The following is a 25,552-nucleotide window of genomic DNA, read 5'->3' on the forward strand; positions in this document are numbered from 1 at the left end:
TAAAAATTGATTACCTTTGAACGACACCTCGACTGAGTAAGGTGCCGTTCAACCTGTCACGGCTTAGTACAAAGACTTTTGCGGTGGCCCGGCGAAGGTCAGCGGCCCGATACTGTTCATATCCACCTCCACCACCGACGGCCCCGGATAGTTAATCGCCTCCGCCAACACGCCGCTGAACTGTGCTGCGCTGTCGACCTTCCAGGCTTTCAGCCCCATGGCTTCGGCCACCAGCGTAAAGGATGGAGTGTGCAGTTCGTTATAGTACTGACGACCGGCAAAGTATTTATCCTGAATGCCGCGCATCACGCCGTAGCCACCGTCGTTCATGATCAGCAAAGTGATATTGGCCTGCTCCTGCGCCATCGTCGCCAGTTCGCCCAGGCCTAACGCCAGCCCGCCGTCACCCACCAACCCGACCACCTTGCGCTGCGGGTTAGCGATCGCGGTACCGATCGCCATCGGCAAGCCCATGCCAATCGCCCCGGCCAGCGAGTGAATGTTGCATAGCGGAGAAATAGCCCGGAATAAACGACTGCCCCAGACGCTGCCGGAGACGGTGATATCACGCACCAGCAGCCCATCCTGCGGCAGCGCGGCGGCAATGGCGTCGTTCAATTTGGCATATTCTCCCGACTGCTGGCGCAGCGCACTTTCCGCCTGCTGCACCGCAGCGACAATCTTGGCATCCCACTCGGCACTGACCTTCTCACCTGAGCTCAGTCGTGCCGCCAGTGCGTTAAGCAAAGCGCCACAGTCACCGTTGATTTGTTCGTCGGCCAGATAGTTGCGATTGGCCGCCGCCGGATCAATATCAATCTGCACCAATGGGCGCGGCAGCGGCAGCGTCCAGGTACGGGTTTCATTGCTGCGCAGGCGCGAACCGGCCACCAGCGTCAGATCGCACTGCGTCAAGATCGCCTCAATGCTCGGTGAATTATGGAATGCACGCAGGCTGCGCGGGTGGCTATCCGGCAGAATGCCGCGTCCGTGGGTGCTGGAGATCACCGCCACACCGGCATCCGCCAGTTTACGTACCGCATCGCCGCAGGCCAGCGCACCGCCGCCCAACCACAGCAGTGGGCGTTTGGCCTGTTTCAGTCGCTGATACAACCGCTCAACCGCGTCGTCACTGGCCGGCGGCAGCGGCGCAGGGGCCACCGGCTGGCTCAGCACCGCGCTGGAGACCAGGCTGCTTTGAATATCGATCGGGATCTCTACCGCCACCGGGCCGCAAGGCACCGTCTGCGCGTCGAGAATGGCCCGTTGGATCACCGCCACGGCCTGTTCCGCAGAGTTAACCCGATAAGCGCGTTTGGAGCAGGCGCGCAGGAAACCCAATTGATCGCGGGTTTCATGAATGAACCCGGCGTCGGCATCCAGATAGGCTTTTTCCACCTGACCGGTAATGTGCAGCAGCGGCGTGTTGGCGTTCAGCGCTTCGATCATCGCGCCGACCGCATTGCCGGCACCTGCGCCGGTACTGGTCAAGGCCACGCCCAGACCGGAGAAACGGCCGTGGGCATCGGCCATGGTCACCGCCCCCGCTTCACCGCGCGCCGGCACGAAGCGAATGTTGCCACGTTGCCCCACCGCATCGGCAATCGGCAGATTATGAATCGAAATGATGCCGTACATCGCCGACACTTCATACTGTTCCAGAGTCCGGGCTATCGCCTCGCCAACCGTTATTTTATCGCTCATCATCTGCCTTCTTATTGTGTTCGTTGTAGGGGTACGCACCGTCGACCAAAGCTAATCGCTCCAGCGATTCACCTGATGGCTAAGCGCCAGGTACAGGCTTTTTTGCTGCATGTAGGCTTTGATGCCGTGCAGGCCCTTTTCGCGGCCCAGACCGCTTTCTTTGAAACCGCCGAAAGGCGTAGAAATAGAAAATGTTTTGTAGGTGTTGATCCACACCGTGCCGGTTTCCAATTGCTCCGCCAGCGCCATGGCCCGTGGGAAATCACGGCTCCAGATACCGGCCGCCAGCCCGTATACCGAGTCATTCGCCTGTTCAATCAACTGCTGCTCATCGTCAAACGGCAGCACCACCAGCACCGGGCCAAAAATCTCTTCCTGACAGGCGCGGGCGCTGTTGCTCAACCCTTCGATTATCGTCGGCAGGTAATAGCTGCCCTGCGCCAGCAGCGGATCGGCCGGGGCTTCTCCGCCAATCACTACCCGCCCCCCTTCCTGCTGCGCCAGCGCCACGTAATCCGCCACGCTTTGGCGATGCTTTTGGTTAATCAGCGGACCGAGATGCACACCCGGCGTCAGTGGATTACCGACCCGCAACCCGGCCGCCAGCTCACTCAGGCGCGTCAGCAACGGCTGGTACAGAGAACGGTGCACAAACAGCCGCGAACCGGCGATACAGGCCTGACCGGCAGAGCTGAAAATGCCGTAACAGATACCGCGTGCCGCCTGTTCCAAATCCGCGTCTTCCAGCACGATGGTCGGCGACTTGCCGCCCAGTTCCAGCGAGGTGGGGATCAGCTTCTCGGCGGCAATGTGTGCCAGATGGCGGCCGGTATTGGTGCCACCGGTAAAGGAAATCTTTTTCACCAACGGGTGACGAGCCAGCGCTTCACCAATCACCGAGCCTTTGCCCGGCAACACGCTGAGCAGCCCGGCAGGCAGCCCCGCCTGTTCAAACAGCTCCGCCAGTTTGAGCGCCATCAACGGTGTGGCTTCGGCCGGTTTGAGGATCACCGCGTTGCCCGCCGCCAGTGCCGGGGCCACCTTTTGCATTTCGCTGGCAATCGGGGAGTTCCACGGCGTAATCGCTGCGATCACCCCCAGCGGTTGATACTGGCTCAGCGTCATCACCTCGGCGCTGCGCTGGGTCGGCAGTTCGCCCTCCAGCACTTCGCAGGCGGCAGCAAAGTAACGGGCGGTCGCCGCCGCACTGGCCACCAGCCCACGCGTTTCCGCCAGCGGTTTGCCGTTGTCGCGGGTCTGCAACTGCGCCAACTCTGCCTGCTGCGCCATAATCAGGTTACTGACGCGGTACAGAATGCTGGCGCGCTGATGCGGTACCAGCCCACGCCACTCGGGCGCACGCCAGGCGCGTTCCGCCGCGGCTACCGCATCATTGACATCTTCAACGCTGGCGGCACGCAGCCGCGCATTGACGCTGCCATCGGCCGGAAACACCGAGGTCATCTCATCGCCGCGCCCTTCGCACCAGCGCCCAGCCACAAAAATCTTTAACCTTTCCATGCTCGCTCCTGCCGTTCAGGCAATAAAACCACCGTCGATCAGACGGCGGCAGGCTTGTACCGCGCTCAGCGCCGCCAGGGTTGATGTCTTGGGATTGCTCGCCAGCGGATTACCGCTCAGCTCAATCTGAAATTCACCGAAATTGCCGCACACCTGCAGCCGGTGGGTATTACGTCGGGTGGCGGGATCGACCAGCAATCGCACCTGGGTGGCGTCCATCCCCAACCCGTTGAGCGCAATGGTCGCCGCCACGTTGGCGTTGGCCGGGAACAAGCGTGCCGCCTCGCGCGCCGACCCTTCAAAAAATACCTGCGCCTCGTTCACGGCATCGAGGTCAATCAGTTGCTCTGCCATACTGCCGCGCCAGCTTGCCGGACTTTTACAGGCCTGATAGGTAACGCTGTCCAGCCCGCCTTCGCGCGCCGACGCCAGCCCATCCATCCCCGCCACCGCACCGGACAAAATGATCAACTGACCCTGATGCTGCCGACAGGCCTGCTGCAACCGCTGTTGCAGTGCCGCATCCGCCAGCGCGCCGGTGGAGATCACCGCCAACGGCCAGCCACGCGTTACCACCGCCTTACCAAATTCCACCACCGCCTGCTGGCTGGCACATTCCAGCACCAGATCCGGCTGCTCAGCACACTGATCCGGATGGGTTAACGCCTGCACCTGACCACCAAAGGCGCTGACAATCGCTGCATGATGAGCCGCACGCGCCACGATCCAGCCCACGCTCACCCCATCCGGCAGGCGGGAAAGCACTTCTCTGGCCATTGCGCCGTAGCCAATCATCATGATCTTCTTCATCTTTTCAGCCCCTGCGGTTAAAGATGGCGGTTAAAGCCACCGGAGACGTCGAGCGCCGCACCGGTAGTAAAGGACGCCAGGGGAGAAGCCAGGAACAACAGCGCCTGCGCCGGCTCCTGCGGTTTACCGAGGCGTTTCATCGGGATGCCGCGACGTTCGGCAATCGCCGCCGTCCACTGCTCCCAGCTTTGATCCTTATCGCTGCGCTCGTCGAAACGGCGTCGCCACTGGCCGGACTCCACCATGCCCAGCAGGATCGAATTGACACGGATCCCTTTGCCCACCAGCTCTTTCGACAATGTCAGCGTCATGTTGAGCAGTGCGGCGCGTGCCGCCGAGGTGGCGATCATGTGTTCTTCCGGCTGCAAGGCCAGCAGCGAGTTCACGCAGGTAATTGAAGCGATATCCGAACGTTCCAGCGCCGGCAGAAACGCCTGCACCGGGTTAATCACGCCGAACAGCTTCAGCTCCGCTTCATGCAGCCAGGCCGCACGTGGCGTATGCTCAAAATGCGCGACGAACCCCTGACCGGCGTTGTTGATCAACAGATCCACCCCGCCGAAGTGTGCCGTCACCTGAGCGGCAAACTGTGTCACCTGTGCCTCGTCCAGCACGTCGCAGCACAGCGCCAGGATCTCCGCCTGTGGAAACTCATTACGCAGGCCGGCTTCGGCTCCCGCCAGTTTGTCCGGGTCGCGGCCGCAAAAGGCCACCTTTGCCCCCTCCGCCAACAGCAGGCGCAGGGTCTCAAAACCGATGCCCGACGAACCGCCGGTGACTACCGCGATCCGTTGCTCAAGCTGAAAATTCATGATTGGATTGCTCCCGTAAAATCCTGCAGATAACGGTTAAATTGCACCGGCGCGTCGAGATAGCTGGCGTGCCCTGCCTGCTCAATCAGCCGCAGGGGCGCGTCCTGCTGTTGCGCCAGTATTGCCGCCGCTTCAGGCGGCGTGATCCGGTCGCAGTCACCGCACCACACCTGCAGCGGGCCACGGTACTGCGCCAGATGGCAGCCGATATCGTCATTGGCCAGCATCCACGCCGCGCTGAGAAAACCTTCTGGATCCAGCTGCTGCATACCGTTGCGTACCCAGGCGATATCCTGCGGATCTGCGCCATCACGCAACAGCGCAGCCGCCCGCTGTTCGCCATAGCCCTGCGGCCCCAGCTTTTCAATCATCTGTTTGCGCTGGCCATAAACCTGCTGGCGTTTTTCTTCCGACGCAGTGGCATAACCCTGAGCCGGATCCGCCAGCACCAGCCCACATAACCCATCAGGATGCGCGGCGGCATAGGCACTGCCGATCAATGCGCCGAGCGAATGGCCGACAATCAGCGGTTGCTCCAGCTGCAATTCGGCCACCAGCGCCGCCAGAGCAGCAGCATAAGCGGCGGCGTCCGGCCGGCTCACCGTCAGCGGCAGGCTGCCGCCGTAGCCCGGGGCATCCCAGGCCAGCAGGCGGTGGCCGTCGGCCAACCCGCGATCGTTAAACTGCTTGATCCACGAGGCCGAACCGGAGCTGATGCCGTGCAGCAACACCACCGGGCGGCCGTGCCCCGCTTCGCGCCAGCTCAGGGTGTAACCCCCGCAGCGCGCCTGCTGACGTTGAACCAGGCCGTTCATCAGTTGCGCTTCACTTTGGACAAGGGGTGATCCGCCGGGTAGGTCGGCGTTTCCGGTTTGGCGGTGCCGAGCATCACGCACATCAGCGCCTCTTCCTCACCGTGGTTAAACAACCCACGGTAGACCCCGGCCGGAACCGAAATCAGATCGCGCTCTTTCAGCTTGGTTTCGTAGTACTCCGTGCCGTCCTGGATCATCAGCGTGATGCTGCCCTTCAGCATAAAGAACACCTCTTCCACATCGTCGTGCAGGTGCAACGGGCCTTCGCATTTCGACGGCAGCACCATGGTGGAGAAGGTGAAATTACCCGCCGGAATGGTGTTGGTGTCATTAACCACCCCGGTAGCCCCGGTGCCGATGTAACGCATCTGCGCGCGGCGGTATTTCGGGTCGTAATCGGCCTGGAACTTCAACGCATTCCAGTCATATTTGCGGCCTTCAAAACGGGCGATACGTGATTCCACCCAATTCTCTATCGACTGATCCTGCGGCTTGACGGCAGCTTGTTTCTCAACCTGGGACATGTTGGTACTCCTCTGTGAATCAATGGGATATCAATATTTCTTCAGCAACGGCAGCAGAATGATGCAGCCGATAAAGGCCATCACCACCAGGAACAGCAAGCCGTTATCCATGTTGCCGGTGGCGGCGATCAGCGCCCCCATCAGCACCGGTGCCAGTGCACCGGCAAAATTACCTAATCCGTTAAAAATACCGCCGGCGGTGGCGCTGACCTTGCTGCTGGTGGCCTTCGCCAACAGGGCAAATACGTTCGGCGCACCGGCCCCCCACATAAAGGTGCTGAAGGCCATGGCAGCGATCACGCTGTAGGTCCCCTGCATATGCAGCACCACGGCCAACCCCAGCCCGGCGCCGCACAGCGAGATAAAGCAGGCCAGCGCACGGCGATCCAGTTTGTCCGACAGCCAGGCCCCGAGCACTTCGCCCAGCAGCATGGCGATAAACGGCAGCGATGACAGGTAACCGGCGTGTTCCAGGTGAATGCCTTTGCCCTTGATCAGGTAGCTGGGCAGCCAGCCGTTCATGCCCCACAGGTAGGTCAGGAAGGCGATGTTAAACAGGCAAATCATCCAGAAATTCGGGTTGCGCAGCAGCTCATGGCGATGCTGCTTGCGTTCGGCGACTGCCGGAGGTGAAACGGCAACGGCAGCCGGACGCGACACGTTCAGATGGCGCATGCCAAACAACACCAACAGCATCACCGGCAACGTCAGGAACGCCATAAAGAAGAAGGTGGTTTGCCAGTCAAAGGTGTTGAGGATATACAGCGTGACCGGGAAGCCGAGCGCCGCACCCAGCGGGGTACCGAGCAGCCACAGCATGGTGGCACGCGCCTGCAACCGCTGCGGGAAGGCCTGGCGGATAATGGCGTAGGCCATCGGTAACAGCGGGCCTTCGGCAATGCCGAGTAAAATGCGCAGCGTCATCATGGTGTGATAAGAACGGGCCAGGCCCATCAGCACCATCAACACGCCCCACACCACCATCATGCCGATCAAGACTTTTACCGGGTTCAGCCGGTCGCCAATGCCGCTCAACAGCATCGAAGAAATGCCGTACGAGAACAAAAACGCGCTCATCAGCAAGCCCAGTCGCGCCGGGTCAAAACTGATGCCCAGCGCCTGCTGGAATTCACTATCGGAAAACAGTGCCGCGATGCTGATCTTGTCGAAAAACGCCAGCAGCACACAGGCAAACAGCGCGATAGGCACCGACCAGCGAACCCGCTGCTGCGGATTTTCGGCAACGGCGTCCCCCACCCGTTCAGCACGGGCGTCAATCTCTTGCGTAGTCATGAAACGCTCCCGAGGTTACGGGCGTTATTTCAACGCCATCAAAGAAAACTCTGCGTCCGCCAACTGCTGCGGTTCCAACACTCGTCCGCTGGCCAGCCAGCGTTTGCCCAGCTTGATGGTGCGCGCGTCGTTAAACGCCACCATCTGCACCAACTGACGATCGGCATTCAGCGTAAAGAACACCTGTGACTGCGGTGTACGCCGCACTATGTGATGCACACCGCCGGTCGGTACGCCGAGGATCTGGATATTGGCGTCGTATTGATCCGACCACAGCCAGGCCACGTCATCGTAAGGAGAGGCGAAGGCATCCAGCATCGCGCAGGCAGTGCTGATCGCCTGATTCTGCGCGTAGGCCCAGGATTGCAGGCAAAGGCCCAGCGTCGGATGGCGCGCGACGTCACCGGCGGCGAAGATCGCCGGGTGGCTGGTACGCCCCTGACCGTCAACCACGATACCGGCGTCCACCTTCAGCCCGGCACCGTGCGCCAGTTCCAGATTCAACTCCACGCCGATCCCCACCACCACCAGATCAAACGGCTGAGGATCGCTGATGTCGCTGCCGATCCAGGCGCTGCCGTCACGATCTTCCAGTTGAATGTCACCACAGCCGCAATGCACCGTCACGCCCTGCTGCTGATGAAGTTCGAGCAATGCCTGGGAAACGTCCGCGCCGACGCTGCGCATGCACAGTGCGGGCTGGCGCTCGAATACCCTGACCTCAGCGCCAATGCGCCGTGCCGAGGCGGCAATTTCCAGGCCGATCCAGCCGCCACCGACGATGGCCAGCTTATGGCAACCCTGCAGCGCCTGGCGCAGTCGGGTCGCATCATCCCAGGAGCGCAGCGTCATCACCCGTGGGTGACTGGCCCAGCGAGCATCCGGCAAACGCGGTCGCCCACCGGTGGCGATCAACAGTTGATCAAACTGCAACTGTCGGCCATCGCTAAGGCTGACAATTTGTTGCTGTGCATCAATGGCTTCGGCACGCAGTGGGCGGCACCAATCAATGTTCAGCCCGTCCACCACCTGTTCACTGAACAGTCGGCTGAGCGGCGCATTGCCGTCCAGTAACGCCGCCTTGGAAAGCGGTGGACGTTCATAAAAGTCATAGGGCTCGTCACTGACCACCGTCAGCTTGCCGGTGTAGCCCCGGTCACGCAGCGTTTTCGCCGCCCAACCGCCGGCCTGACCGCCGCCGATAATCAGGATGCCTGCCGGTTGTGGCTGGCTCATAACGCCTCCGGCTTTTTATGCTGGCGGCGCGTGTCGTGGTCGATCCCCCCTTCCACCGCCCACTCGGTGAACGACACCAGTGAGTGTTCCAGCTCGCGGGGCTGCCAGTTTTCGGTCAGGTAATCGTCGTTGGTGTAGTATTCAAACGCCCCGCCGGTCGGGCTGTTGACGTACCAGAAATAGGCCGAGGAGATTGGGTGGCGACCGGGGCCGATAAAGGTGCTCCAGTGCTCTTTGTTCATGGCGATGCCACCGCCGATCACTTCGTGGATGTCGCGTACGGTAAAGGCCACGTGATTCAGGCCCCGTGGGCGATTAGGTAATTTCAGCAGGAACAGGTTGTGATGGCCGCCGCGAGCCTGAGTACGCAGGAATACCGCTCGGTCGATATAGCGGTCCGACACCTGGAACCCCAGCACTTCACAATAAAAGCGCTCGGTCGCGGCCAGATCTTCGACGAAGAACACCACGTGGCCGATATTGATCGGTTGCGCCTGCGCATACACCGGACTTGGCTGATCGATGCGGCGCACGTCGCCCCACTGGTTGATCGGCGACACCGGTAAATCGACTTCACGCTGCTGGCTAACGCTAAAGCGCACCGTCATACCGTTCGGATCGAGACACTCCAGCTCTTCGCCTACCTGACGGAAGCCTGGCATCTGCGCCAACAAGGGCTGCAACGCCGCCAATTCGGCCGGGCTGCCAACGCCCCAGGTCATGCGACGCAGCGTCGAGCCGCCCTCAAATGCCGTCGGTAATGCCTCGCTCTGCAATGGATGCAGCACCACGCGCGCCCCGCTCAGAGTAGTGAATTCACGCTGGGTTTCGCCCCAGTGCTGTTGCGCCGCCTGCAGGCCGAAGTCCTGCATGAACTTTTCGCAAGTTGGCAGATCTTCGACGCCAAATTCCAGTTTTTCGATTCCGATTACGCTCATTAATTGTGCCTCACGTTCTCGCTGAATGCGTTTTTCAGGCATGACAAACCCGGGCCCCTGTTTGCCATGGGCCTTATCCCTGCCTGAGTCATTGGTAGGGGACGACTCTATTCGTCCCGATTAATGCGGGGGCCGCCTGTCGCGCCCCTGGGAAATAAGTTAACCGGCGTTAGCCTGCGGCGGTGCACCCAGGAAGCCGGAGATTTTCACCGCGGCGTCCCGCACCTCCATGCGTAACCGCTCGCGATCCGCTTTCGGGATCTCATCGGACGGCACCATAATGCTGATCACTGCCTCAACCCGCTGCTCGCGGTTGAAGATCGGATAGACGATGGAAGAGATACCGTGGCGGAAAAACGACTCGCCGATCACATAGCCCCGCGCCTTGTCCTGCTGCACCATCTGCCACAGCGTTTCGCGATCTGCCGGTGTACCTGGGCCACTACCCGGCAGTTGTTCCTGCGGATACAGCAGCTCAAACTCTTCGCGGGTGGCACTGGTCAATAGCATGCGGCCAAGCGAAGTTTGGTGTACCGGCAGGCGAGTGCCGACACTAACCTGGTTGATTTGCGAACCGGCGGCGCTGACGCGGGCGATGTAGATCACGTCGCGCCCATCACGGATCGCCAGATGACTGCTGCATTGGCTGCGATCGCGCAGTTGTTCTATTACCGGCTGACCGGCCTGCGCCACGTCCAGCGAGGCAATATATTCGAAGCCGAGACGCAGCACCTTGATGCCCAGCGAGAAGGTGTTGGTGCGTGGGTTACGCTCCAGAAAACCCAGATGCTCCAGCGTCTGCACCACGCGATAGGCGGTAGCTTTTGGCATGTCGACCAGGCGATGCAATTGGGCAAAGGTCATTTCCTTGTGCTGCTCGCCAAACGCCAGCAACAGTTGCAATCCGCGATCCAGTCCTGGGATCAGATATTTACACCCTTGGTCGTCTGCCATGTGCTGCTCCTGGCTAAAAGGTAGATTAGTTAAAGACGAAACCGCCGTTAACCGGCAACAGTTGACCGGTCACGAAGTTCGCCAGCGGTGACAACAGGTAGAGCACCGTCCCGTTGACGTCGTCAGGATGCTGAGCCCCGGCCAGTGCCCGGCCCTGCTCATACAGCTGATGACGCTCGGCAGGCACATATTCGGTGGCCTCCACCCGCGTCAGGCCCGGGGCAATGGCGTTAACGCAGATCCCCTGCGGGCCCAGTTCCCGCGCCATCGAACGGGTCATCGAGATAATCGCCCCTTTGCTGGCCACATAGGCCATTAAGCGCGGTGCGCCCCACAGTGCAGTATCCGAAGCCACGTTAACGATCTTGGCATGCGGGTTTTGTGCCAGCAGCGGTACCGCCGCCTGGCTCACCAGCCAGGTGCCACGCACGTTGACCTGCATTACTCGATCCCACAGATCGATATCGTATTCCATCATGGTTTTGCCACCCACGCCGGTGGCCAGGGCCGCGTTGTTCACCAACCCGTCGATCGCCCCACCTTCGGCTATGGCGTTAAACGCAGCGCTGATCGAGGCCGGATCGGCCAGATCGATCACCTGGCTTTCAACCTGTGCCCCCTGCTCACGCAGGCTGGCGGCGCCGTCCGCCAGTTCATCCGCCAGAATATCGCACATCACCACGCTGGCACCGGCGGCAGCAATGGCGGCGGCGAAACTACGCCCCAGCCCACGCGCCGCGCCGGTCACCACAATCCGTTTCCCTGTCAGCAGGCCATTCACTGTGCCGCCTCCTGTTCACTGAGCTGCGCCAGCTGTTTCTGTGCTTCTTTTTGCATCATGCGGCGCAGGCGGGATAGCCCGACGTCATGCTGATACAAATATTCACGACCACGTGCGTTCGGTGCCATGTTTTCCAGCACGATGCGATCCTGCTCCAGAACATCCCAGTGCAGCGACTCCAGGCGATTGCGGTACATAAAGCGCCACATGTCACGCTGCCAGTCTTTTACCTGGCGGATACGCCAGAAGAACACCCGGCAGTGATCCTTGTCTTCAGGTACCACCATGCCGATGATCCAGAAGTGGCCGCCCGGTCCGAAACGTTTTTTGTACGGGATCGACAGACGCATCCAGTAGGCACCGCTGCTGCCAAATTCTACCCAGTCAAAGTTAACGCCGATCTGACCATTCTTCTTAAAGATGAAACCGCTGTCGGTCGGCTCCAGCGCCATGTCTGCCTTGCGATCCCCTTCCGCCATTGAATGCGAAGAAGAATGCAGGTAGGTGCCGTGCATCGGGTCCATCACGTTTTCCAACGCGTACTGATAATTGCAGTCCCAACTGGCGGTACACAGGAAGTTGCTGTAGGACGCTTCGTCCGCCAGTTCCGGCGGGAAGGTCAGCTCGGCCGGCTCTTCATCTGCGGTCACGCCGAAATAGAGAAACACCGCGCCGTAGGCCTCTTTGGCCGGATAGGAACGCAGGCATTTCTGCCCCACCAGCGGGCAACGATCAACCGCCGGTACGTCTTTAACCGTACCGTCACCGCCCACTTCCACGCCGTGATACCAGCAGGCAATGCGATCGCCCAGGTTCCAGCCCATGGAAAGCCGTGCCCCGCGGTGCGGGCAGCGATCTTCCAGCGCATGGATCGCGCCTTCACCATCACGCCACACCACGATCTGCTGCTCCAGGCGCGTAATGCCGACCGGGTTATTGCCAATTTCCCAACTGGCCAGCACCGGATACCACATGCCACGCAGCCCCTGATCGAGATAATCCTGTAAGGCCTGTGCGGAGGATGTTGTGTTTGCTGTCATTGTCTTCTCCCGGGTGTGGATCAGAAACCGTTAACGTGCAGGAACTCGCGGAACGCCGTCTCATTCCACGGCTGGCCATTGCGATCAAACAGGCGGCGCTGATTTAGCGCACTGACGATCTGCTCCAGCTCTTCCGCGCCCTGATCGAAGATCTCTTCCAACGCCGCCACCAGCGCGCTCTCAAAACCGTCCGGCACCCGGGCACGGTTCTGCCAGATGACGTTTTGGAATTGACCAGGTTGATGGATCTGACCGTTGCCGCCTTCGCGCGCCGGGATCACCTGTTGGGTGTCCGGCAGCCAGGGATTGAAATCGGTGATGTGCTGCATGATTACTCCTCCGCAATAAAGGTGATTTGGATTTGATTGTCGATCACCCGGGTGGCATAGGTTTGCAGATCGCGACCGCCTGGCTCACGCAGGCACTGGCCGGTACGTACGTCGAACAATGCTTCGTGCAACGGACACTCGACCTTACCGTCATCAACAAACCCCTGGCTGAGCAAGGCATAGGCATGTGGGCAGACGTCTTCCAGCGCGTAATAGTTGCCGTCGATCAGATACACCCCGACTTCTTTCCCTTCCACGTTGGCGGAGAAAGGAAAATCTTCTTTCACCTGAGACACTTCACACACTTTCTTCCAGCTCATTGCTTCTGTCCTCTATCTGATTGTTTCATATATGAAACTCAGTTTCTTATTTAATACAGCCACTATAAGTATGGCGAAACTTTCGTCAAGAGAGCAAAGCGGCAATTGTTAATGGAAAGTTGTTTAAACATGACAAATGCGGGGAGGATCACGAAAAAATGCACCGAGATGAAAAACCTATGAAAGTTGTGCGTTGCATCACGAAATCATGGGTGAAAACACGTTGATCTGGCTGGCTTAATGAGAGTACAAGTTCCCTCTCACTGATTAAAACACCCTTTTAAATAACAATAAATTTACATTCAGCCCGCTCAATCCCGCTTTTCAGCTCTGTGAAATCAGCGGGTTAGTTTTCTGCTGCCTGAATTCTTTCATCGCCCGCTAAAGGAGCGCACATGGAGCCCATGGTGCAACAACGTCAACGCTGGTCCGGGGTCGTGGCCCTGCTGTTTCTGATCGTCATCGCCTATGCCGATCGGGTCAATATCGCCGTGATGCTGGTCAACCCCGACTTTCTGCAGCACTTTCAGCTCGGCAACAGTCGCGCACATCAGGGCATGCTGATGACGGTGTTTTTGCTCGGTTACGGACTTTCCGCCATGCTGCTAACGCCGTTCCTGGAAACCCTGATGGGGTATCGCCGCGCGCTGACGTTGAGTATTGTGCTGTGGGCGCTGCTCACCGCCGCCTCGCCGCTGGCCGGTTCGGTACTGCTGTTATTTGCGGTGCGCGCACTATTGGGTGTCAGTGAAGGGCCGTTATTCTCGCTGAAAACCATGTATATCGGCGATCACTTCGCCGCCGATGAGCGCGGCAAACCCAATGCGGTCAGCACCCTGGGCGTCTCGCTGGGGCTGGTGATTGGCTTTCCGCTGGTGAGTTTCCTGATGGCGCACTTCGGCTGGGCCACCTCTTTCTATCTGCTGGCGCTGATCAACCTGCTGCTGGGGCTGGCATTGGTACGGCTGTTTATCCATCCCGCCACCCAGCCTTCGCGCACCCTCGACCCACGGCCGATAATGAGCCGCGTCTGGCAAACCTTCGCTCTGGCCTGGCGTACCCCGATGCTCGGCTGGATCATGCTGATCGAGATCGCCACCCTCAGCTACCTGTGGGGATCCAGCTCCTGGTTGCCGGCCTACCTGACCGACGAGAAAGGTTTTTCCATCAAACAGATGGGCTGGATGGCCTCGCTGCCGTTTATTGTCAGCATCGGCTCAAAATACCTTGGCGGCGTACTGCTCGATCGCATTCGCCCTTATCAGGCACCGCTGATTTTCGCCTTTGGTGGTGCGGCCACGGCACTGTGCATCTATGGCGTGATGCACAGCCATCAGCTCGGCTGGATTGCCTTTTTCCTGCTGGCGGCCAATGCCTGTTGGGGCGCTCAGGGTGCCGCGATCCCTACCCTGCTGCAGCATTATGCACAGCCGCAGGCCGTCGGCAGCGCCTATGGGCTGATTAACGGTGTCGGCAATATGTTCTCGGCGTTTGTGCCGATGATCATGGGCATGGTGATGGCCAGCCAAGGTAAGGTGTCTTCGGGGTTTACGGTGCTGATCGTGTCGCAGGGAGTGACACTGTTGGCGGGTGCCGTACTGTTCAGCCGGATGCTGATGACGCGTGAGGCAAAGCGGGCATAAAACAAGAGGGGCGCATAATGCGCCCCAACTCATATTCATGTTACTGCGGCTTAGCGCCCTTTCTTCTTACGGCCCGGCTGGGCAAAACGCTTGCGTGCAGCCGAGTTACCGCTGGGCTTTTCGGCGCTTTTCGGTGCGCTGGCGGCAGGTTTTTTCACTGCTGGTTTGGCTTTCTTGGTCGGTTTGGCTTCTGAAGATGAACCCTCGATCAATTTGAACAGTTCGACCAACTCATCGTCGGTTAAATCGCGCCATTCTCCCGGCGGCAACCCGGCCATGCCCACATTCATAATGCGGGTACGCTCCAGCTTGGTCACCTCATAGCCGAAATGCTCACACATACGGCGGATCTGACGGTTAAGCCCCTGAACCAGCACGATACGAAACACAAAGGGCGCTTCTTTCTTCACCTTGCATTTTTTGGTCACGGTACCCAGCATCGGCACACCGGCACCGAGGCCACGGATGAAATCGTCGGTCACCGGCTTGTTGACCGTGACCAGATATTCTTTCTCGTGGTCGTTTCCCGCCCGCAAGATTTTGTTCACCAGATCGCCGTGGTTGGTGAGGAAGATCAGGCCCTGTGAGTCTTTATCCAACCGCCCGATCGGGAAGATACGGGTACTGTGGTTAACGAAATCGACAATGTTGTCTTTCTCGCCTTCTTCCGTGGTGCTGACGATACCGACTGGCTTGTTCAGCGCAATAAAGATCAGATTGTCTTCGTTGCGCGGTTCAATCAGCTGACCGTTGACCTTGACGACGTCGCCTGGAAACACCTGATCGCCAAGCGTCACGCGCTTGCCATTGATAAAAACATTGCCTTGTTCGATATAACGATCGGCATCACGGCGCGAGCAGATACCGCTCTCGCTTATATATTTGTTAAGACGTGTAGATTGTTTGGTCAACATATTCTCTCCGTAAGCCCGGATTATAGACCTTCAAGGCAACAGATACAGGCATTTTCATAGTGCGGTAACGAACGGTGAATAGAGTGTTTTAGACTATATTTTCCATTCTAAATTCATCACCCGCTATACCCTATGGATTTCAAGTTGCAGCTAGGCGCCCAGCTCATTCATCCTCAGGAGCTTACTCAAGTAAGTGACTGAGGTGAATGAGTGCAGGTAACAACGCTGCAGCTTGAAAGACGACGGGTATATTTAGGCCTGTTTTTTTGCTGCCTGCAGATACAGCATTTCCAGACCCAGGGTCGCTGCGGCCAGCGCGGTGATCTCGGACTGATCATAGGCCGGAGCCACTTCCACCACATCCATGCCGACGATGTTCAGTGACTGCATGCCGCGTACCAGTTTCAGTGCACGATCGGAAGTCAGGCCGCCGATCACCGGTGTGCCGGTGCCCGGTGCGAATGCCGGATCCAGGCAGTCAATGTCGAAGGTCAGGTACACCGGCATATCGCCGACGATCTGTTTGATCTGGGCCAGCAGATCGTCCGCGCTACGATCGTTAACCTGCGCAGCGTCCAATACCGTGAAGCCGTTGTCATGATCGTATTCGGTACGAATGCCGATCTGCACCGAATGTTTTGGATCGATCAGGCCTTCGTTCGGCGCATGGAAGAACATGGTGCCGTGGTCATATTGGCTGCCGTTCGCGTAGGTGTCGGTATGGGCATCGAAGTGCACCAGCGCCATTTTGCCGAAATGTTTGGCGTGTGCGCGCAGCAGCGGCAAAGTAACAAAGTGGTCACCGCCGAATGAGAGCATGCGCTTGCCGGCCGCCAGCAGTTTTTCTGCGTGCGCCTGCAGGTTGTCGCTCATGCTCTGAGCGTCGCCAAAGTTGAACACAATGTCACCGCAGTCGACCACGTTCAGACGATCGCGCAGGTCAAAGTTCCACGGCCAGCGGTTGCCTTCCCAAGCCAGGTTGGTGGAAACCTGACGGATCGCCGCGGGGCCATGACGGCCACCGGCACGGCCGGAGGTTGCCATATCAAATGGAATGCCGGTGATGACCCACTCTGCATCGCTGTCGTAAGGCATAAAGTTCAGCGGAAAGCGCAGGAAACCAAAGGCATTGGACACTAAAGAATTATCGGGCTGGTGGCCTAAGGTACTCATAGTAAACCCTCATATTTCAACGTTTCGCCTGTTGAAAAATCACACAGGCGCTGGCAAAAAAAAATCCCTCCCGCGTCGTTAGCCCGACGAGAAAGGGATCCATTCGAAATCTGTTTAGTACTGCTGATACGGCAGATTATCGCCGTATTTCGTTCGCGCTTCAAGAGCGCGCATCATCATCCCGGCAGCTCGTCGTCACCCAGTATAGACCCTGCATCCTTCAGCTATGTGATCGTTGCCGCCTGCCGTGACTAAATTTTGTGATTTTGGTCCTTTAATCTGGCATATAAACTCTATAACTTTGTTAATCCAGCATTTAAGAAATAGGTGTTTATTAAATTTAAAAAAACCTAAAAAAGAAAAAATACTTTCACTAACGATTGAACATTATATATTCACCTAAAAAACAGGCTAACAAATAAAATGTTAACAATCATGCCAAGGCAGCATAAACGGATTATCAAACACCAGAGGATTTATTTGGCACTGCAAGCCATAACATTTTTGTCATGTTTCCCATTGGGTTATCTGTGCTCTCAAATTGATTCAATGAATGATATTTCCCTGGAAATCATTCTCATCTATATCCCCGTATCTATGCTCCTGGTGGATTACCTTTACCAACGCTTCGAAAAATAATTCCGTCGCTACTGTTTCACCAATACCGGCTGCTGGCTGTAACGCGCCGGGAATAAATGCTCGAGCTGTTTTATTTTCGGTTGGTCGTTAATCATGATGTACATGGAATCAGGGTGGTCGGTCAAAAAGTTCTGATGATAACTCTCTGCCGGGTAAAAATGCCCGTTGCCTTCGACGCGAGTCACCAGCGGCTGAGCATAACTGTGGCTGGCCTGTAACTGGGCAATGTAGGCGTTGGCGATCCGTTGTTGTGAGTCACTCTGCGGGAAAATCGCCGAACGATACTGCGTGCCACTATCCGGTCCTTGTCGATTAAGCTCGGTAGGATTATGAGCCACCGAGAAAAAGATCTGCAACAAGCTGCCATAAGAAACCTGAGTCGGATCAAAAGTCACTTTCACCGATTCTGCATGGCCAGTATCCCCCCCGCTAACCTGCTGGTAATCGGCGGTTTGCGCTGCACCACCGGTGTAACCTGAAACCGCGTTGGTGACGCCTTTCACATGCTGAAAGACCCCCTGCACACCCCAGAAACACCCGCCGGCAAAAATAGCGGTCTCACTGTGCGACGTCACTGCCGGTTCATCAACCGCAGGTGCCGGGATCACCACCGCGGTTTCCGCACCGCCAAATGACCATGCGCTCCCCTGCCAGAGCCCCACACCGACCAGCGCGACCACACCAGAGAAAGCATAAGACCGCAACCCCTTACCGAGCCTGTTTGAAAGTTTCATCATATTCCCCACGGGATTAACCGAAAGTGAAGGCGTAAGCAGCGACGCCCGCCTGTTCGAATTCAATGCTGAAGGTGTGTTCACCCGCACCATCGGTTTGTCGTATCAGTTGATAAAGGCGTTGATCGGTGACCACGCCACGCCCATCCGGCGCGACATCAGCGCCATGCATTTCGCCAGGCGCCTGGCCATCCAACGTCACTTTGAAAGCCACCGGCTTACCCGCCGCTGTCGGGCCTAATACCAAATGCAAATCGCGGGCATGGAAGCGGTAGACGAGGCGCCCTTTAGGGGCATTGAGCGTCACGTTTTCGCCACCGACGGTCCAGTTCCCCGCCAGCCCCCAATCGTTGAGCGGTAAACTTGCAGGCACGCCGTAGCGGGCAACCACGTCCTGGGTAGCCTCGCCGGAGGCAAAGTTTTGCGCCCGCGCATAGCCCAGATAGGTCTCTGGCGAAATGTCAGCCTGATTACCGGCCGCCTGTTCAACGCCCTGCCCGGCGACCTGGCTGACGGCGGTGCTGATATTTTTAGCCCCGGCCTGACGCAGCAACGCCTGGATCACCCGCTCAGACTGCGCATAATCACCTTCGCCAAAATGCTGGTAACGGATATGCCCGGTGGCATCTATAAAATAGTGGGCAGGCCAATACTGATTGTTGAACGCACGCCAGATGCTGTAGTTGTTATCGATGGCGATCGGGTAATTGATCCCCAGCTTTTTAGCCTCTTTGGTGACGTTGCCAATGTCTCTCTCAAAGGCAAACTCCGGAGCATGCACGCCGATCACCACCAGCCCCTGATCGCGGTATTTCTCTGCCCAGGCCTTCACATAAGGCAAAGTACGCAGGCAGTTGATGCAGGAATAGGTCCAGAAATCCACCAGCACCACTTTGCCGCGCAGAGACTCAGCGGTCAGCGGCGGAGAGTTCAGCCATTGCACCGCCCCTGACAACGCCGGCATTTCGCCAAAATCGTCCAGAACCGGCGTTGAATCGACAGCGGTTTGCACCGGCAGACGCGCTGGGGCAGCTGCTGGGGTGAACGTCTGCAACAAACGTTGTTCAATCCCGCCGGTGGAGGCCGCTGAAATGCGTGCCAGCACGCTGGTATCCAGACCGAGAGCAATCGCCACCACCCCAACCAGCATCGCACCGCCCAAGCCGCGACGGATCCATTCACCGGCACCCAGCGAACGTTTCATGGCGCTGAAGACCTTGCCGCCGATCAATAACGCCAAGGCCAGTGAGGTCGCCGCCCCGGCGGCATAGGCTAACAAAAGGAAAGTGGAACCGACATTCGCCCCCTGCAGCGCGGCACCGGTCAGCACCAGACCGAGGATCGGCCCGGCGCAAGGTGCCCAAAGCAGCCCGGTAGCGACCCCCAGCAACAGCGAGGGGCCAACCTGGTGCTGCTTGTCTGCGGCAATCTTGTCAGACAGGCGATTGCCAGCCGAGACCAGTGGGTGCATCACACGTTCGGCAACCGCCGGGAACAGCAGTGTGACCCCAAATACCGCCATCAGCACCAGTGCCAGCCAACGACCGTATTGATTGGCGGCGACCACCCAACCGCCACCAACGGCGGCCAGCGTGGCGAACAGCGCAAAGGTCAACGCCATGCCCACCAGCAAGGGCAAACCGGAGCGTAAGAAAGGACGATCGGCACGCGAAAAAATAAACGGCAGCACCGGCAGAATACACGGGCTGGCGATGGTCAGAATGCCGCCGAGATAAGCCAGTATCAGGATCAACATATCGCTCTCCCCATTAGGCTTTTTGCACTGCAAACTGCAGCGCCAGCCCGTTCATGCAGTAACGCAATCCGGTAGGTTGCGGACCGTCGTCAAACACGTGCCCCAGATGCCCGCCACAGCGGCGACAGTGCACCTCATCGCGCACCATGCCAAATGTTCGATCCTGCTGCTGTGCGACCGCCTGTTCAAGCGGCTGGTAGAAGCTTGGCCAACCGGTATGGCTGTCAAATTTGGTATGAGAGGAAAACAGCGGTAGCTGGCAACCCGCGCAGGAAAACAGGCCGTCGCGATGTTCATCATTCAGCGGGCTGCTATAGGGCGCTTCTGTGCCCTGCTCCCGCAAAATATGATACTGCGCGACGCTCAGTCGCTGATGCCACTGTTGATCAGTGTAGCTGACTTCAAATTGCCCAGAGGCCGCCGCATAGGCCGCCTTTCTCGGCAAGAGCCCGAATGCGAACGCAGCGGACAGGCCGCCGCCAACCAGAATAAATTGCCGTCTGTTGATCATCATCGTCACCCCGGAAACCGATCCAACCGATAGTGACAAGCTACAGAGAAAACCCTGTCCGAATCCTCACGGAGAGTTAACAAATTTGTGATAACTGATAGGGGGAAGAAAGGTATTGAGGGAATTGCGGGGAAAAACCATTAAAAAAGGCCGGACATCAGAGAGATGCCCGGCCTTTCAGAACTACTTATTCATCTTCTAAATAAGTATAGCCGTACAAACCGGCTTCAAACTCTTCCAGGAACTGCGCCTGCAGTTCACTGTCCAGATCGGTTTCTTTCACCTGATCGCGGAATTTGGCCAGCAGCGCGGTAGGATCCAGCTGCACGTATTCCAGCATGTCGGCAACGGTGTCGCCTTCATCAGACAGTTCGCTTTCTACCGTGCCATCAGGGAACACAAACACGTCAACCGAGGCGGTGTCACCGAACAGGTTGTGCATGTTGCCCAGGATTTCCTGATAGGCGCCTACCATAAAGAAGCCCAGCGCCGGCGGGTTTTCCGGATCGTACGGCGGCATTGGCATGGTGGTCGCTACGCCGTCACCGTCGATGTAGTGATCGATAGTGCCATCGGAGTCACAGGTGATGTCCAGCAGTACCGCGCGGCCTTCCGGCGGCTTATCCAGCCCTTCCAGCGGCAATACAGGGAACAGTTGATCAATACCCCAGGCATCCGGCATCGACTGGAACAGCGAGAAGTTGACGTAGAACTTGTCCGCCATACGCTCTTGCAGTTCGTCAATGATCGGACGGTGTGCACGGTTGCTTGGATCCAGCTGCTGTTGGATCTTGTTGCAGATGTTGAGGTACAGCTGCTCGGCCCAGGCGCGCTGGGTCAGATCCAGCATGCCGTGAGCGTACTGGGTGTGAACGTCGTGCAGGTCCATCTGGCTGTCATGCAGCCATTCGCGCAGTGAACGGCGGTTCTCCGGCTCGTTCAATTCCTGCCAGGTTTCCCACATGCTTTCCAACGCGCGCGGCGCGTCTTCTGCCGGAGGTAGCGGTTCACTGAATTCGTTGCGCTCAACGCCGATCACGTTGGACACCAGCACCGTATGGTGTGCGGTAACCGCACGGCCGGATTCGGTGATCACCGTCGGGTGCGGCAGACCGTGTTCATTACAGGCGTCGCCGATGCCCCAAATCACGTTGTTGGCGTATTCATTCAGGCCATAGTTCACCGAACAGTCGGACTGCGAACGGGTGCCTTCATAATCCACGCCCAGACCGCCGCCCACGTCGAAGCACTGGATGTTAACGCCCAGTTTGTGCAGTTCAACGTAGAAACGTGCAGATTCGCGCACGCCGGTGGCGATATCGCGAATGTTGGCCAGTTGCGAGCCCAGGTGGAAGTGCAGCAGTTGCAGGCTGTCGAGACGACCCGCTTCACGCAGGGTTTCCACCAGCTTCAGCACCTGAATGGCTGCCAGACCGAACTTGGACTTTTCGCCGCCGCTCGACTGCCATTTACCGGAACCTTGTGACGCCAGACGCGCACGCACACCGAGGCGCGGGACCACGTTCAGACGTTCGGCCTCTTCCAGCACCATGTTGATCTCGGACATCTTCTCGATCACCAGGTACACCTTGTGCCCCAGCTTTTCGCCGATCAACGCCAGGCGGATGTATTCACGGTCTTTATAGCCGTTACACACGATCACCGAGCGGGTCATACCGGCATGCGCCAGTACCGCCATCAGTTCGGCTTTGGAGCCGGCTTCCAGCCCCAGCGGTTCGCCGGAGTTGACCAGCGATTCGATCACGCGACGATGCTGGTTTACTTTGATGGGGTAAACCAGGAAATAGCCGCCTTCGTAGCCGAACGACTCACGCGCGCGTTTGAACGCGGCATTGATCGAACGCAGGCGATGCTGCAGGATCTGCGGGAAGCAGAACAGTGCCGGTAAACGCAGACCGTCTTTTTGGCGTTGCTTCACCAAATCAGCCAGATCGACACGTGCCTGCGGGACGTCCGGATCCGGGCACACGCTGATGTGGCCCAGTTCATTGACGTCATAATAATTGTTGCCCCAGTAGGCGACGTTATAAGTGCGCAGCATCTTGCTGGCATCACGGTCATTCATGGCAACCTCCTGCATGGAGCGCAAAGATTTAGATTCGCCCGTTGCTGACGGACGGTGAATCAAAAGATCATCAGACATTACTCGCCTCACATCCCGTACTGACGATACAGTCAGCCACTATCGCAGCTACAACCCGCGAGAACAACCCAACAAACCGCCCTTGCGGCAGCGAATAAAACTGCCGTTCGCGGTCAGCGATCGGTTTATTACTCATATAATTGTAAGACACCCTGTTCAAACCTCGTGAATCGGGTCAAGAAACATCCCACAGGAAGGCTGCAGGCTACCCTTGTTCAGTTCTTCAGACGACCGTTAACCGGCCCGAGGATCCTGAGTAGCGCCCAGGTGTTTATCACACCTGAAAGGTGGTGTAGAGACAAGACGGGAGATAGCAGAAGAATATGCGCCAGAACGGCACTGCTGTTGAGAACCAACAACCGGTAGACAACGGATCATTAATCCAACCACCTCCACGCACGCCGTCCTCAATGAACGACTGAGCCTCTATTAATAGTGTAAGAACGTGACCGTTCTATGAAGCGGCGACGCCAAAGGTCGGCGTCTGCGGCTGAGTATCCGGCCACTCACGGAGGCGTCACAGAAATTTACAACTTCTTGCCCCACGCTGTGCACCAAATGAGCCGCGCGCGCAGTTTATACCGATAACACGGGGAAAATGCAAAATGAAAATTTGCCGGAAACTGTTTCAAGCGATGAAAATGGCGTCGGCGGCTTTGCGCAAAAGAGCGAAATGGCAAAAAAATACTGGCAATCCGGCTAAGGCCTGACCTAAAATAGACGTCCAGATGTTAATCCATCTATACTGATTAACAGAGAAACTGCTTAACGGCTTTGCCTGAGGGGCGTTGCAGGATGCATCTCGCGCCATCAGCGGAAGACCCTTCGCTTTGATGCCGGATCTCCAGCGCTGTGCAGTAATTTCTAACCCGTCTTATGCAAGGTAAAGAATACAATGGCTAAACACCTTTTCACGTCCGAATCCGTCTCCGAAGGACATCCTGACAAAATCGCCGACCAGATCTCCGATGCCGTTCTCGACGCCATCCTGGAGCAGGATCCTAAAGCACGCGTAGCTTGTGAAACCTACGTGAAAACCGGCATGGTACTGGTCGGCGGTGAAATCACCACCAGCGCCTGGGTAGATATCGAAGAGATCACCCGTAAAACCGTGCGCGAAATCGGTTATGTGCACTCGGATATGGGTTTTGACGCCAATTCTTGTGCCGTACTGAGCGCCATCGGTAAGCAATCCCCGGATATCAATCAGGGTGTTGACCGTACCGATCCGCTGGAACAGGGTGCCGGCGACCAGGGCCTGATGTTTGGCTATGCCACCAACGAAACCGAAGTGCTGATGCCTGCACCGGTGACCTACGCCCACCGTCTGGTACAGCGCCAGGCCGAAGTGCGTAAGAACGGCACTCTGCCGTGGTTGCGTCCGGATGCGAAAAGCCAGGTCACTTTCCAGTATGACGACGGCAAAATCGTCGGTATTGACGCAGTGGTACTCTCTACCCAGCACTCCGAAGATATCTCGCTGAAAGACCTGCAAGAAGCGGTGATGGAAGAGATCATCAAGCCGGTTCTACCTACCGAATGGCTGAGCGCCAGCACCAAATACCACATCAACCCAACCGGCCGTTTCGTTATCGGTGGCCCAATGGGCGACTGCGGTCTGACCGGGCGTAAAATCATCGTTGATACCTACGGCGGCATGGCTCGTCACGGTGGCGGTGCATTCTCAGGTAAGGATCCGTCCAAGGTTGACCGTTCAGCAGCCTACGCAGCACGCTATGTAGCGAAAAACATCGTTGCTGCCGGTCTGGCTGACCGCTGTGAGATCCAGGTTTCCTACGCTATCGGCGTGGCAGAACCGACGTCTATCATGGTAGAAACCTTCGGTACCGAGAAAATCCCTACCGAACAGCTGACGCTGCTGGTGCGCGAGTTCTTCGATCTGCGCCCATACGGCCTGATCCAGATGATGGACCTGCTGCAGCCGATCTACCGCGAAACTGCCGCCTACGGCCACTTCGGCCGTGAGCACTTCCCTTGGGAAGCGACCGACAAAGCAGCCCTGCTGCGCGATGCTGCTGGCCTGAAATAAGCCCGTGTATCGAATGTGAAAACGGCGAGCCTGGTGCTCGCCGTTTTTGTTTTTATGGGATGTTTAAACGTTGTAAATCCTGTCTGGCACTTTCAGAAACAATCCGCGCACAGACTCACTAGTGTGCGGCAAGCTCGCGGAAGAATTCAGGGTTAGCCTGGATGGTCGCCAACACCTTTGCCGCCAGACCTGTTGGATTACGTCTTTTGGTTTCCCAGCTTTTGATGGTATCAACGCTGGTGCCTAGTGCCTTGGCCATTTCACTCTGAGAAACATTAAGCTGCGCCCTGATCGCTTTCACATCTGCGATATCATAACGAGTGACATTGGCAGCCGTCTTAACCCCTTTCTTAATGGCGACAGCTTCTTCAAGAGACGTTTTCATATCGTCAAAAAAGCTCATGTCATACCTCATCTTTCAGCAATTTCGTCAATTTCTTCAGCTGTGACTTTTCCGTATCGGTCAGGCTGTCTTTAATACTTTTCGGGTAGGCCATCACCAGATAGATAACCTCTGCGGTTGCCAGAAAGTAAATCACCCTGGCACTCCCGCTTTTCCCCTGCGAACCCGTTGCCATCCTGACTTTTCACAGGCCACCGGTTTTTTGAATCAGATCGCCTTTGCCTGGCGATTCGATGAGTTCTTTCTGGAGTTCTTTCAGCTCGTCGTCCGTGGCTATTTGCTTTATCTGCCGCGTGAACATCGGGGTCTCAATAAATACTAGTGCATGACTCACCGGCACCCTCTCCATGTTGAGGTACAGAGTACACCTGATGATGTACTCTGTACACCAGAGTAACTTGAGTGTAATAGGCTCCTTTCCTTGGCTCTCGGCAGAGATCCAGAGCATCCGCACCCAGTATATTCATCTCCCTCAGGTTTCAGCGGCC

General features: G+C 57.6%; 25 protein-coding genes and 1 pseudogene. 2 read left to right on the forward strand and 24 right to left on the reverse strand.

The genetic code is table 11. The annotated features are described in order from the left end of the window. Positions 1-63 precede the first annotated feature (63 nt). From NHG65_RS21580 to NHG65_RS21645, 14 genes are all read right to left on the reverse strand, one after another. Positions 64-1,704, reverse strand: coding sequence for a thiamine pyrophosphate-binding protein (locus NHG65_RS21580; protein WP_413502869.1), 1,641 nt, complete (start codon positions 1,702-1,704; stop codon positions 64-66). 51 nt (positions 1,705-1,755) lie between these two features. Then, complete coding sequence (locus NHG65_RS21585) at positions 1,756-3,225, reverse strand: aldehyde dehydrogenase (protein WP_499182663.1); 1,470 nt, start codon at positions 3,223-3,225, stop codon at positions 1,756-1,758. A gap of 15 nt (positions 3,226-3,240) precedes the next feature. After that, positions 3,241-4,035, reverse strand: coding sequence for an aspartate dehydrogenase (locus NHG65_RS21590; RefSeq protein WP_499182664.1), 795 nt, complete (start codon positions 4,033-4,035; stop codon positions 3,241-3,243). Positions 4,036-4,052: 17 nt separating this feature from the next. Then, the gene (locus NHG65_RS21595; protein ID WP_499182665.1) at positions 4,053-4,847 is read right to left on the reverse strand and encodes an SDR family oxidoreductase; all 795 of its coding nucleotides are present in this window, start codon (positions 4,845-4,847) and stop codon (positions 4,053-4,055) included. Beyond that, on the reverse strand, positions 4,844-5,662 hold the full coding sequence (locus NHG65_RS21600) for an alpha/beta fold hydrolase (RefSeq protein ID WP_499182666.1): 819 nt from the start codon (positions 5,660-5,662) through the stop codon (positions 4,844-4,846). The genes NHG65_RS21595 and NHG65_RS21600 overlap by 4 nt, the downstream gene beginning before the upstream one ends. After that, positions 5,662-6,186, reverse strand: a complete 525-nt coding sequence (locus tag NHG65_RS21605) for a cupin domain-containing protein (protein ID WP_085119009.1) — start codon at positions 6,184-6,186, stop codon at positions 5,662-5,664. The genes NHG65_RS21600 and NHG65_RS21605 overlap by 1 nt, the downstream gene beginning before the upstream one ends. 30 nt (positions 6,187-6,216) lie before the next feature. Next, a complete protein-coding gene (locus NHG65_RS21610; protein WP_099065257.1) occupies positions 6,217-7,479 on the reverse strand; it encodes an MFS transporter in 1,263 nt (420 codons plus the stop codon). 24 nt (positions 7,480-7,503) lie between these two features. Next, positions 7,504-8,715, reverse strand: coding sequence for an NAD(P)/FAD-dependent oxidoreductase (locus NHG65_RS21615; protein WP_499182667.1), 1,212 nt, complete (start codon positions 8,713-8,715; stop codon positions 7,504-7,506). Next, positions 8,712-9,653, reverse strand: coding sequence for a VOC family protein (locus NHG65_RS21620; protein WP_261428031.1), 942 nt, complete (start codon positions 9,651-9,653; stop codon positions 8,712-8,714). The genes NHG65_RS21615 and NHG65_RS21620 overlap by 4 nt, the downstream gene beginning before the upstream one ends. A 159-nt stretch (positions 9,654-9,812) precedes the next feature. Continuing rightward, positions 9,813-10,607 carry an IclR family transcriptional regulator gene (locus NHG65_RS21625; protein WP_012146667.1) on the reverse strand — a complete coding sequence of 265 codons (795 nt, stop codon included), beginning with the start codon at positions 10,605-10,607 and terminating at the stop codon, positions 9,813-9,815. Between the two features lie 25 nt (positions 10,608-10,632). Then, complete coding sequence (locus tag NHG65_RS21630; RefSeq protein ID WP_099065259.1) at positions 10,633-11,388, reverse strand: SDR family oxidoreductase; 756 nt, start codon at positions 11,386-11,388, stop codon at positions 10,633-10,635. Next, positions 11,385-12,428 (reverse strand): Rieske 2Fe-2S domain-containing protein, encoded by a 1,044-nt coding sequence (locus NHG65_RS21635; RefSeq protein ID WP_099065260.1) that lies wholly within the window; start codon positions 12,426-12,428, stop codon positions 11,385-11,387. Before NHG65_RS21635 ends, NHG65_RS21630 begins: the two co-directional genes overlap by 4 nt. A gap of 20 nt (positions 12,429-12,448) precedes the next feature. Then, entirely contained in the window at positions 12,449-12,757 is a 309-nt protein-coding gene (locus NHG65_RS21640) for a recombinase-like helix-turn-helix domain-containing protein (RefSeq protein WP_099065261.1), read from the reverse strand. Between the two features lie 2 nt (positions 12,758-12,759). Next, positions 12,760-13,077 carry a non-heme iron oxygenase ferredoxin subunit gene (locus NHG65_RS21645; RefSeq protein ID WP_012146671.1) on the reverse strand — a complete coding sequence of 106 codons (318 nt, stop codon included), beginning with the start codon at positions 13,075-13,077 and terminating at the stop codon, positions 12,760-12,762. Positions 13,078-13,472: 395 nt separating this feature from the next. On the opposite strand from NHG65_RS21645, the gene NHG65_RS21650 reads away from it, so the two are divergent. Beyond that, positions 13,473-14,720: an MFS transporter gene (locus NHG65_RS21650; protein WP_499182668.1), complete on the forward strand. Its 1,248-nt coding sequence runs from the start codon at positions 13,473-13,475 to the stop codon at positions 14,718-14,720. Positions 14,721-14,770: 50 nt separating this feature from the next. On the opposite strand, the gene rluF is transcribed toward NHG65_RS21650, so the two are convergent. From rluF to yqgG, 8 genes are all read right to left on the reverse strand, one after another. Further along, positions 14,771-15,634: a 23S rRNA pseudouridine(2604) synthase RluF gene (gene rluF / locus NHG65_RS21655; RefSeq protein ID WP_261258746.1), complete on the reverse strand. Its 864-nt coding sequence runs from the start codon at positions 15,632-15,634 to the stop codon at positions 14,771-14,773. 252 nt (positions 15,635-15,886) lie between these two features. Beyond that, positions 15,887-16,807 carry an agmatinase gene (speB, locus tag NHG65_RS21660; protein ID WP_207977573.1) on the reverse strand — a complete coding sequence of 307 codons (921 nt, stop codon included), beginning with the start codon at positions 16,805-16,807 and terminating at the stop codon, positions 15,887-15,889. A gap of 647 nt (positions 16,808-17,454) precedes the next feature. Then, positions 17,455-18,180: a peptide-methionine (S)-S-oxide reductase MsrA gene (gene msrA, locus NHG65_RS21665; protein WP_099065267.1), complete on the reverse strand. Its 726-nt coding sequence runs from the start codon at positions 18,178-18,180 to the stop codon at positions 17,455-17,457. Between the two features lie 16 nt (positions 18,181-18,196). Next, positions 18,197-19,936 carry a cytochrome c biogenesis protein DipZ gene (locus tag NHG65_RS21670; protein ID WP_283603849.1) on the reverse strand — a complete coding sequence of 580 codons (1,740 nt, stop codon included), beginning with the start codon at positions 19,934-19,936 and terminating at the stop codon, positions 18,197-18,199. Between the two features lie 13 nt (positions 19,937-19,949). Continuing rightward, positions 19,950-20,447: a peptide-methionine (R)-S-oxide reductase MsrB gene (msrB, locus tag NHG65_RS21675; protein ID WP_219016989.1), complete on the reverse strand. Its 498-nt coding sequence runs from the start codon at positions 20,445-20,447 to the stop codon at positions 19,950-19,952. A 187-nt stretch (positions 20,448-20,634) separates the two neighbouring features. Next, positions 20,635-22,611 (reverse strand): biosynthetic arginine decarboxylase, encoded by a 1,977-nt coding sequence (gene speA / locus NHG65_RS21680; RefSeq protein WP_099065269.1) that lies wholly within the window; start codon positions 22,609-22,611, stop codon positions 20,635-20,637. After that, positions 22,604-22,747, reverse strand: a complete 144-nt coding sequence (locus NHG65_RS21685; RefSeq protein ID WP_112347340.1) for a virulence promoting factor — start codon at positions 22,745-22,747, stop codon at positions 22,604-22,606. The genes speA and NHG65_RS21685 overlap by 8 nt, the downstream gene beginning before the upstream one ends. Before the next feature lie 98 nt (positions 22,748-22,845). Continuing rightward, a complete protein-coding gene (gene yqgG / locus NHG65_RS21690; RefSeq protein WP_488175597.1) occupies positions 22,846-22,989 on the reverse strand; it encodes a small protein YqgG in 144 nt (47 codons plus the stop codon). A 517-nt stretch (positions 22,990-23,506) separates the two neighbouring features. Here yqgG and metK point away from each other — a divergent pair. Next, a complete protein-coding gene (metK, locus tag NHG65_RS21695) occupies positions 23,507-24,661 on the forward strand; it encodes a methionine adenosyltransferase (protein ID WP_085119028.1) in 1,155 nt (384 codons plus the stop codon). Positions 24,662-24,779: 118 nt separating this feature from the next. On the opposite strand, the gene nadS is transcribed toward metK, so the two are convergent. Further along, on the reverse strand, positions 24,780-25,064 hold the full coding sequence (gene nadS / locus NHG65_RS21700) for a NadS family protein (RefSeq protein WP_261428037.1): 285 nt from the start codon (positions 25,062-25,064) through the stop codon (positions 24,780-24,782). A gap of 1 nt (position 25,065) precedes the next feature. After that, a pseudogene (locus NHG65_RS21705) lies at positions 25,066-25,398 on the reverse strand (type II toxin-antitoxin system RelE/ParE family toxin). Positions 25,399-25,552: the final 154 nt, after the last annotated feature.

The sequence above is a fragment of the Serratia myotis genome (assembly GCF_027474885.1).
Taxonomy (GTDB): Bacteria; Pseudomonadota; Gammaproteobacteria; order Enterobacterales; family Enterobacteriaceae; genus Serratia; species Serratia proteamaculans.